Source organism: Plesiocystis pacifica SIR-1 (assembly GCF_000170895.1).
Lineage (GTDB): Bacteria > Myxococcota_A > Polyangia > Nannocystales > Nannocystaceae > Plesiocystis > Plesiocystis pacifica.
Genome location: NZ_ABCS01000192.1, coordinates 1 through 8,709, shown reverse-complemented (window position 1 = coordinate 8,709; position 8,709 = coordinate 1). Strand labels below are relative to the sequence as shown.

Annotated in this window: 9 protein-coding genes; 5 read left to right on the top strand and 4 right to left on the bottom strand. The window is 70.0% G+C overall.

The window, feature by feature from the left end:
* Window positions 1–109 precede the first annotated feature (109 nt).
* On the top strand, window positions 110–1,699 hold the full coding sequence (locus PPSIR1_RS40710; RefSeq protein ID WP_006977181.1) for a hypothetical protein: 1,590 nt from the start codon (window positions 110–112) through the stop codon (window positions 1,697–1,699).
* 36 nt (window positions 1,700–1,735) lie between these two features.
* Window positions 1,736–2,608 carry a WD40 repeat domain-containing protein gene (locus PPSIR1_RS40705; RefSeq protein ID WP_086002156.1) on the top strand — a complete coding sequence of 291 codons (873 nt, stop codon included), beginning with the start codon at window positions 1,736–1,738 and terminating at the stop codon, window positions 2,606–2,608.
* A 17-nt stretch (window positions 2,609–2,625) separates the two neighbouring features.
* Here the strand turns inward: PPSIR1_RS40705 and PPSIR1_RS40700 are convergent, their stop codons facing one another.
* The 4 genes from PPSIR1_RS40700 to PPSIR1_RS40685 all read right to left on the bottom strand — a co-directional run bounded on the left by PPSIR1_RS40700 (window position 2,626) and on the right by PPSIR1_RS40685 (window position 6,174).
* Window positions 2,626–3,174, bottom strand: coding sequence for a hypothetical protein (locus tag PPSIR1_RS40700; protein WP_006977179.1), 549 nt, complete (start codon window positions 3,172–3,174; stop codon window positions 2,626–2,628).
* Window positions 3,175–3,245: 71 nt separating this feature from the next.
* Entirely contained in the window at window positions 3,246–4,289 is a 1,044-nt protein-coding gene (locus PPSIR1_RS40695) for a prolipoprotein diacylglyceryl transferase (RefSeq protein WP_006977178.1), read from the bottom strand.
* A gap of 215 nt (window positions 4,290–4,504) precedes the next feature.
* A complete protein-coding gene (locus PPSIR1_RS45375; RefSeq protein WP_157596511.1) occupies window positions 4,505–5,554 on the bottom strand; it encodes a polysaccharide lyase in 1,050 nt (349 codons plus the stop codon).
* A 119-nt stretch (window positions 5,555–5,673) separates the two neighbouring features.
* Complete coding sequence (locus PPSIR1_RS40685; RefSeq protein ID WP_006977176.1) at window positions 5,674–6,174, bottom strand: Fur family transcriptional regulator; 501 nt, start codon at window positions 6,172–6,174, stop codon at window positions 5,674–5,676.
* Between the two features lie 138 nt (window positions 6,175–6,312).
* On the opposite strand from PPSIR1_RS40685, the gene xseB reads away from it, so the two are divergent.
* The 3 genes from xseB to PPSIR1_RS40670 all read left to right on the top strand — a co-directional run bounded on the left by xseB (window position 6,313) and on the right by PPSIR1_RS40670 (window position 8,668).
* On the top strand, window positions 6,313–6,609 hold the full coding sequence (gene xseB, locus PPSIR1_RS40680) for an exodeoxyribonuclease VII small subunit (RefSeq protein WP_006977175.1): 297 nt from the start codon (window positions 6,313–6,315) through the stop codon (window positions 6,607–6,609).
* A 42-nt stretch (window positions 6,610–6,651) separates the two neighbouring features.
* Complete coding sequence (locus PPSIR1_RS40675; RefSeq protein WP_006977174.1) at window positions 6,652–7,536, top strand: polyprenyl synthetase family protein; 885 nt, start codon at window positions 6,652–6,654, stop codon at window positions 7,534–7,536.
* Window positions 7,537–7,744: 208 nt separating this feature from the next.
* On the top strand, window positions 7,745–8,668 hold the full coding sequence (locus PPSIR1_RS40670) for a GGDEF domain-containing protein (protein ID WP_006977173.1): 924 nt from the start codon (window positions 7,745–7,747) through the stop codon (window positions 8,666–8,668).
* Window positions 8,669–8,709: the final 41 nt, after the last annotated feature.

Here is an 8,709-nt window from a genome sequence, read left to right as displayed (position 1 = left end):
CCCCCGCACAGGGCGAGGCCGCCGGTGAGGGCGAGGCGAGCGACAGCCCCGAGGCAGCCGAGCCCGATGCAGCCAACCCGGCCAACCCGGCTGCCGAGGAGGCCAAGCCATGAGCCGCGCCTCCTCCCGCCCCGGCGCCAAGCTCCGCGCAGGGCTCCTGATCCTCGGCGCCCTCGGCCTCGCGGGCAGCGGTGGGTGCCGCTGCAACAAAGACACCCTCGCCCCCGTGGTCTTCGACGACGGGGCCAACCGCGCGCCGATCGACGCCAACCGCGTGCTCGTGCCCCCGTGGCGCCCGCCGGCGGTCACCCAGCTCGACAACGGCGCCCTCGTCCACTGGCTCCACGAAGAGGGCGCGCAGTCCTTCCACGTCCGCGTGCTGCTGCCGACCTCGATCCACGCCGACAAGCTCGACGCCGCGGGCATCGACGCCGCGCTCGAGGCCCTGCGCCTGCACCTCGAGGCTCGGCTGCGCCGCATCCCGGCGACGCGCCTCGAGCTGACCAGCCGCCCCGGGCGGATCGAGATCGCCGTCCACGGCCGAGACGCCGAGGCCGACCGCGTGCTCGGGGCCCTCGCCAGCTCCCTCGCCGAGGCCGGCAACGCCAAGCTGCTGTCGGTCGCCCAGGGCAAGGTCCTGGCCCGTCACACCCAGGTCGCCCCCTCCTCCGAGGCCGCTGCGGCCCTGACCACGGAGCTGCTCGAGCTCCCCCTCGAGCACGAGCTCGCGGCCAAGAGCGACATCGTCGCGCTGTCCAAGGGCCGCCTCGACCGGGCCTGGACCACGCTCACGGACCCCCGCGATGCCCTGGTCATCGTGCACTCCGCGCGCCCGCTGCCCGGCAGCGAAGCCCCCAGCGAGGCAAGGGACGAGCCCGCAAAGGAGGAGGCCAAGGACGCCGGGGAGCCCGGCGAGGCCGAGCCCGAGCCCGAGGACACCGAGGAGAGCGAGCGCGATCCCCTCGCCGAGGCCCTCGAGACCCTCGGAGCCCGGTGGAAGGCGCCGCTGCTCGGCTTTGGCTCGGGCAAGCCCGCTGCCACCGTGCGCCTGCGCGGCCCCGAGGCCAAGCTGCGCGAGCGAAACACGTTCTTGCTCACCGAGTCCCGCAGCGCGCCCCTGGTCGTCCACGAGGGCAAGCCCGAAGCGGGCGGGCGCGCGATCGTCGTGCTCGGACGGATCATCCCAACGCCGACCCCGGAAGATCGCATGCTCGCGCGATTGTGCCAGCGGCTCATGCAAGAGCGGGTCGATGCCAGGTTGGTCACCGCGGGCCCCCTGAGCGTGTTCGCCGTACGTGTGCGGATCTCGCCGACTGACCCGGTGCGCAGCCTCAAACGCATCATCGAGCGCATGCAGGGCTTCTCTGCGGCGGAGCAGACCCGCGGGCGCCTCGAGCAGGCCACCAACCTGTGGCTGGGGGCCCGCGTCGTCGACGTGAGCCTCCAAGGCGAGGACTGGACGACCCTGTGGAGCCAGTCCATCGATTTAGCCAGCGAGGACCGGGAGATCTACTCGGCCCTGGCCCGCGATGCCCAGGCCATGCTCGAGGCCGATCCGAAGCAAGTCCAGAGCTTTTTCGCTACCTGGATGGATCCTCAGGGGGGTGAGCCCGGCTGGACATGGGTTGCCACGGGGGTCGATGACAACTTTTCCACCAAGTTGGGCGCGTCTTTGAAGCTCGTCGAAGCCGACGAGTAGGCGTGTCTGACGAGACGTGTATCATCGCAGCTCGCCATGAACCTGCGCTCGAGCTTGGAAGGCCACGAAGGATCGATACTCTGCACCCGCTTTTCCCTGGACGGCCGTCGGGTCGCCACTGGGGGCAAGGACAAGAGCATCGCCGTATGGTCGACTCGCAGCGGCAAGCTCGAGCGTCGGCTGGAAGGGCACCGGAGAAAGGTGAGCGCGCTGACGGTCACCAGCACCGGTGAACTCGTCAGCGGCGGCAGCGACGGCAGCGTCCGGGTGTGGTCGATGCAAAAGGGCCGAGAGCTCCTCGCCGTGAAAGCGCACCGCGGCACGGTCTACACCCTCGGCAGCTCGGCCGACGGTTCGCTGCTCGCCTCCGGCGGCGCCGACGACCAGATCTGCGTGTGGTCCCGAGACGACGGCGAGCTGGTCCACAGCTTCCCGGTGGGCCCGCGCGGGACCGCCTTCGTGTTCGCGGCCGACGGCGAGCACATCGTGTCCGGCCACGGCGGAGACACGCTCCGCTTTTGGTCGCTCGAGACCGGCGAGCTCGCCTACGAGCAGGACGCCGGCCCCGGCATGGTCGGCGCCTTCGAGCTCGACCACTCCCGCCAGTGGGCCATCTCCCGGGGCTGGCGCGGCCCGGTCACCGTGTGGTCCGCCGAGAGCTGGGCCTACACCGGCGTCCTGCCCATCGTCGAGCGGGACCTCAGCTGCGCCAAGCTGCGCCCGGAGTGCGAGCAGATCGTGTGCACCTGGCAGGGCAACGTCGGGCTCTTCGACGGCACCACCGGCGAGTCGGTGGCCGTGGGCGAGCACCCCTGCAAGGGCGTCTACGACCTCGACGTGTCCGCCGACGGCAACCTGGCCGTGACCGCCGCGGCCGACGGCGTCGCGCGAATCTGGAACCTAGGCTGAGCCTGGGTTGAGCTCGCTCAGCTCAGGATCTTCGAGATCTGCATCCGCGAGGATGAGCGGGCCGACATCGGCACCTGCGGATCGAGCTCGAGCTCGTAGAACACCGGGTTGAGATCCGGCGGCGCCTCGACGCCGGCCTCGGCCAAGCGCTCGACCGCCGCCGTCACGCTCGCGCGCAGGCTCTCGGTCAGGTTCAGCTCGTAGCCGTCGGTGCCCAGGGACCAGCGGATCACCGCCAGGATCCCGCGCACGATGGCGCTGTCGGGGTTGAGGTAGGTCGCGATGACCGCGCCCTTTTCGGCGTGCATCGCCTTGCGCTCCGCCGCGCCGTCCGCGAGGATGCGCCGCGCGATCGCCCCCGGGCGGCCGATCTTGCTGGCCTCGATGACGTGGATGAGCCGAGTCTCGTAGAACTCCGCGCGCTCGATCATCAGGCCCAGCCAGTCGATGTACTCGCTAGCCAGCGCCTCGGTCGGGGGACCCTCCCACTTGCAGATGACGATGGGGAAATGGCGGGCGTCGAGGAGCAACACCGAGTCGCCATCCTGGCTCATCTCCAAGCGCATGCTTCGAGTATAGCGTGGACTCCGCGTTCACCCGAACAGTTCGCAGTTTTGGAGGGGCCCCTCCGCGAGGCTCAATCCGGGTCGGGCTCGTCCGCGTCGGCCTCAACCTCAGTCTCGGATTCGGCTTCGACCGATTCCGCGCTGGCCGCCTCATCCTCACCCTCGCTCGCGCTCGGACCGCTGTCGTCCGTCACGCTCTTGGCGTCGAGCTTGGCCTTGCGGTCGCTGTCGCGCGCGTAGGCCAGGTCCGAGTCCTCGGGCTTGCGGATGAAGAACAGCCACACGCCGACGGCGAAGAAGGCCAGGGAGAAGTACTGCGCGGGGGTCAGGCCGAGGTAGCGCGTATCGGGGGTGCCCACGCCCTTGCCCGCCTCGCTCTCGCGCAGGAAGTCGAGCAGGAAGCGGGTCGGGCCGTAGACCATGGACACGAGCCCAGTCAGCCGCCCCGGGTGGGCCTTCTTCCAGTCCCAGATGAAGTAGACGAACAGGCTCAGCCCGAGGATGACGACGAACTCGATGAGGCCCAGATCCCAGCGCCACAGCTCCTGCGCGGCTGAGCAGCACTCTGGAAGCGCGCGCCCCTCGGGGCAGCGGCACGGCCACGGGCCGACGGCGCCAAAGGTCCCGGCCTCGACGATCTTGCCCGGGTGGTCGTGGACCAGCGCGCACGACAGGCGGCCAAAGCACATGCCGAGCAGCAGCCCAAACATGTTGCCGTCGGCGTAGACGAGGATCGGCTGCTTCTCCCGGCGCAGGAACCACTGCATGCCCACGAAGGCGCCGAAGAAGCCGCCCACGCTCGACAGCCCGTTGGTCAGCATCAGCAGGACCCAGGGGTTCTCCGCGATGCGCTCGGGGAAATAGAAGATGACCGAGACCCAGTGGGAGATGACGAAGCCGAACACCAGGACCCAGAAGATCTGGTCGCGGAACACCCACTCATCGAGGTCCTTGTGCTTGGCGTAGACCCGGACGGCCATGGCGATGCCGAGCAGCACGCCGAGGGCCACGAGGGGACCGAACACGCCCAGGGTCAGGTGATCGCCGAGCAAGGGGAGCTCGCTCCCGAACTCGAAGGTCTTCACCGGCGGCACGATGTAGGGGATGCCGAGCATCGCGTGGACCCTACCTTTGCGCTGGAGCCTCGTCGACGCAGGAATGAAACATTGCCGGACTTTGCGCCCGACTGGGCAGGGGTGGCTCCAGAGGCCCCCACGGGGGTGCGGCAATTCCGACCCGCGGTGCGCCCATGAAAGGCGAACCCTGCCCGCGCCTTTCGACGGCGCGTTGGTTTGGCGGGCTGGAAGTGGTTCGCGGGAGAGAGCTCGGGTCAGTGGGTGATCGGGCCCTCGCAGACCACGAAGTCGTCGAAGTCGACGGTCTCGTCGGTGGTCGGCGCCCAGTCGGCTCCGCTGCCGCCAAAGAAGGTCGAGAAGTACATCGCGTCGACGGCGTAGTCGTAGTCGGCGGTGCGGTAGAGGAAGTCCTGCTCGTCGAGGACGAGCTCGCCGTCCATCCACGCCTGCAGCACGCCGTCGGCGACGCCCGGGGTGTTCATGCGCAGGCGGTGCTCGACGAGGTGCCACTGCCCCGGGGCGAAGGTCACGGGCGTGTCGTCCAGCATGTAGTCGTAGTCGTCGCCGCAGTTCTCGACCTTCTCCGGCCAGTACATGTACTGGACGGCGCGGCCGTCCGTGCGCCACATGCCGCGGGCCGAGAACCCGGTCTGGTCCTCCACGCAGCCCGTCGGCGCGGTCCCGCCGACGAGCCCGGGGATCTTGCCGCCCTTGACGAAGTCGAAGCCGGGGGCGAAGCGGATCCGGTAAGCGAGGTAGAGCTCCGTGTAGCTCGCGTCGAACTCGAGGCGCCACTGCGCCCCGCCCTGGCTGGGCCCGACGCCGCCCTCGGGGTAGTGGATGCGGAGCGAGCGGCCCGCGAAGGCGTCGTCGCCCTCGATGATCTCCACGCGCCCCTCCTCGACGCCGCTGTCCCACGGCGGGTCGTTCCAGTCGGCGAGGTCGACGTAGGGGCCGGGGGTGTCGTCGTCGAAGTCGTTGACGAACACCGGCCGGTCACAGCCCACCGCCGAGCCGGTGTCGGTCTCCGTCCCGGTCTCGGAGCTCGTGCCCTCGGACTCGCCGCTCGTCGCGTCGTCGCTGCTCGTGTCCTCGGACTCGCTGCTCGTGCCCGCGTCGTCGCTCGAGCTCTCGCTTTCGCTCGTACTGCCCGAGCCGGTCTCCCCCTCGCTGCTGGTCTGCCCGTCCTCGGTGCCCGCGGCGGTGTCCTCGGTCTCACCCGCCTCGTCGCCCGCGGGCTCTCGCGCGCACCCGAACACGGCGCTCAGCGCCAGCCCCATCACCCATGCGCTCGAGCGCTCCATGCCCCAAATCTAGGCAGGGAGCCCCCTCGACCGCAATCAATTCACAGTCGAAGGCGCGCTTTGCCGCGCCACAACCTCAGCGAGCGCGAACGGACTCGCCTCGCCTGCGGGGGGGCATGTCAGTCCCTGGCTTCGGCTTCTTCGCGGGGGCAGGAGCCGCCCTTGATGCCGCGGGCCTTGGGGCACATGCCGTAGAGCTCGAGCTTGTGGCGGACCAGGTCGAAGCCGAAGCTGCGCGCGACCTGCTCTTGCAGGCGCTCGATCTCGTCGTTGGTGAACTCGAGCACGTGGTCGCACTCGATGCAGATCAAGTGATCGTGGTGCTCGGTGTCGCCAGCGGTCTCGTACATGGCCTGGCCCTCGCCGAAGCGGCGCTGGGCGGCTAGCCCGCACTCCGTCAACAGCTTGAGGGTCCGGTACACCGTGGCGTAGCCGATTCGCGGGTTTTCGGCCCGCGCGAGGGCGAGCAGCTCTTCGATGGACAGGTGACCATCGGTCGCAAAGAACTTGCGCGCGATCACGTCGCGCTGCTTCGTCGACTTGAGCTGCTTCTTGCCCAGGTAGTCGTGGAACTGACCCATGAGGCCGTCCACGTCGCGCTCTTGTTCGGCGCTCTCCATCTCCGGTGGAGGCTATACCGTGGCCGCAGACTGCACAACCGTACGCTCGCGCGCGCCCCGGTCAGGGTCGGCTGGCGCGCCGAGGCTGTGATCTTCGGCCGTTGACGGTGACTTGGGTGCTGGGTACACCGCTGTGCGATGGCCGCTTCGTCGAAATCCGGCGCCAAATCGGGCTCCCGTCGGCGCAAGTCTCCCAAGACGGCGGAGGCCTTGCTCGCGCGCCTCGACGAGGTCGTGCGCGGGCTGGAAGGAGGGGATCTCCCCCTCGAGAAGGCCCTGGCCAGCTTTGAAGAAGGCGTGGCCCTCGTGCGCGAGGGCGAAGAGATGCTCGCCTCCGTCGAGCAGCGCATCGAGATGCTGCTCGCCGACGGCGGGGTGGTTCCCTTCGGCGAGGGCCGCGGGGCCGCACCGGCCGAAGAGCCCGACGCCGACTGAACCCCATCCCCACCTCGACCTCCCCGACTGGACGCCACCACCATGAGCGACGCTTTCGACCTCCCCTCCTACCTCGACGAGTGCCGCGCGGCGGTCAACGCTGCCCTGGACGCGGTGCTGGCCATGCCCGAGGCCGGACAACCCGGCGCCGACGATCCCGGGCGCCTGCGCGAGGCCATGCGCTACGCGGTGCTCCAGGGCGGAAAGCGCATGCGCCCCGTGCTGACCATCGCCGCCTGCCAGGCCGCCGGCGGCGACACGGCCCACGCCCTCCCGGCCGCCTGCGCCCTCGAGATGATCCACGCCTACTCCCTGGTCCACGACGACCTGCCGGCCATGGACAACGACCTCGAGCGCCGCGGCAAGCCCACGGTCCACGTGGAGTTTGGCCACGCCAACGCCATCTTGGTCGGCGACGCCCTGCTCACCGACGCCTTCGAGGTGCTCGCGCGCGGGACCGAGGGCGTCCCCCGGGCCAACATCGCCGACGCGGTCACGATCCTGGCCCGCTGCGCGGGCATCAACGGCATGGTCGGCGGGCAGGCCCTCGACCTCATCGCCGGCCAGGACATCGCCGACCTCGAGACCCTCGAGCGCGTTCACGCCCTCAAGACGGGGGGCCTCTACGCCGCCGCCGGGGCCCTCGGAGGCCTGTCCTCGCCCACCGCCGCCCCCGAGGCCGCGACCCAGCTCGAGCGCTACGGCCTCGCCTTCGGCATCGCCTTCCAGCACGCCGACGACGTCCTCGACGACGACCAGCCCAGCCTCCGCGCCGAGGCCCTGGCCCGCGTCGATCAGCTGACCGCGGAGTGCCGCACCATCGCCGAGGGCTTCGGCGAGGCCGGCAAAGCCCTGGTGGCGATCGCCGACTGGGTCCAGGCTCGGGCCAAGCGGGCCGCCTCGGGCGACCTGCGCGACACCGTCTGAGGGGCTCGGGCGCTCGGGCCCGGGTCGGATGTTCATTCTCAGGGCTCCCGCCGTGCGAAAAGGCCCGCGGGCGGGATCGACGCGAACCCGGGGCTGCGCACCCGTTCTCGGCCGTCCATGCATCGCTCGGCGGGCGCCATCGGTCTTGGAAACATCTGAAGGCCCGCAGTGACGAGCTGCGGGCCGCTCTGCTAGCATCGACAGTCGGATGTCCAAGACGACCCTCGTGCTGGATTCGGAGGATCTGCCCCACGTCACCAAGCGTGAGTCGGGCGCCCGGCGGGCCTTCGTCGTCGTGCTCGCGGGCGACCGCATGGGCGAGATGTTTCCCCTCAACGAAGGCCGCACCTCGATCGGCCGGGGCCTGCACGCCGACGTCCGCATCAACGACGAGGGCATCTCCCGCAGCCACGCCCAGGTCGAGCACGAGGACGGGCACTACTACCTGTCCGACGCCGGCTCGACCAACGGGACCTTCGCCAACGGCGAGCGGGTCGATCGCTATCCCCTCAAGGAGGGCGACAAGATCCAGATCGGCGCGTCCTCGGTGCTGCGCTTCACCTACCACGACGACATCGACGAGGACTTCCAGCGCAGCCTCTACGAGTCGGCCCTGCGCGACCGCCTGACCGGCGTGTTCAACCGCGGCTACTTCAACAACCGGCTCGAGAGCGACGTGGCCTTCGCCCTGCGCCACGGCAAGCCGCTGTCGCTGGTCATCTTCGACATCGACTTCTTCAAGCAGATCAACGACGACTACGGCCACGCGGCCGGCGACGCCGTGCTCCGCGATCTCGCCGAGCGCGTCCAGGGCACGACCCGCTCCGAGGACATCTTCGCCCGCTACGGCGGCGAGGAGTTCGTGCTCATCTGCCGCGACGTCGACGCCCTGCGGGCCTCCCGGGCCGCCAACCGCATCAAGGAGCTCGTGTCCGGCAAGCCCTTCCGCCTCGCCGGCCGCGACATCGAGATCAGCGTGTCCCTCGGCGTGTCCGACCTGTCGATGCTGCTCGAGCCCAGCGCCCAGGCCCTGGTCGAGGCCGCGGACTCGGCCCTGTACGCGGCCAAGCGCAACGGCCGGAACCGGGTGGAGATCTACGACCCCGAGTCCGAGCCGACGCGCTTAGTTTGAGAGAGGGGCGCGCACGCGAGCTTCGCTCGCTCTGGTTTTGA

What these genes read in the sequence shown, in the direction of transcription:
- PPSIR1_RS40710 (WP_006977181.1), top strand. Translation starts at nt 110, where the DNA reads ATGAGCCGCGCCTCCTCCCGCCCCGGCGCCAAGCTCCGCGCAGGGCTC.
- PPSIR1_RS40705 (WP_086002156.1), top strand. Translation starts at nt 1,736, where the DNA reads ATGAACCTGCGCTCGAGCTTGGAAGGCCACGAAGGATCGATACTCTGC.
- PPSIR1_RS40700 (WP_006977179.1), bottom strand. Translation starts at nt 3,174, where the DNA reads ATGCGCTTGGAGATGAGCCAGGATGGCGACTCGGTGTTGCTCCTCGAC.
- PPSIR1_RS40695 (WP_006977178.1), bottom strand. Translation starts at nt 4,289, where the DNA reads ATGCTCGGCATCCCCTACATCGTGCCGCCGGTGAAGACCTTCGAGTTC.
- PPSIR1_RS45375 (WP_157596511.1), bottom strand. Translation starts at nt 5,554, where the DNA reads ATGGAGCGCTCGAGCGCATGGGTGATGGGGCTGGCGCTGAGCGCCGTG.
- PPSIR1_RS40685 (WP_006977176.1), bottom strand. Translation starts at nt 6,174, where the DNA reads ATGGAGAGCGCCGAACAAGAGCGCGACGTGGACGGCCTCATGGGTCAG.
- xseB (WP_006977175.1), top strand. Translation starts at nt 6,313, where the DNA reads ATGGCCGCTTCGTCGAAATCCGGCGCCAAATCGGGCTCCCGTCGGCGC.
- PPSIR1_RS40675 (WP_006977174.1), top strand. Translation starts at nt 6,652, where the DNA reads ATGAGCGACGCTTTCGACCTCCCCTCCTACCTCGACGAGTGCCGCGCG.
- PPSIR1_RS40670 (WP_006977173.1), top strand. Translation starts at nt 7,745, where the DNA reads ATGTCCAAGACGACCCTCGTGCTGGATTCGGAGGATCTGCCCCACGTC.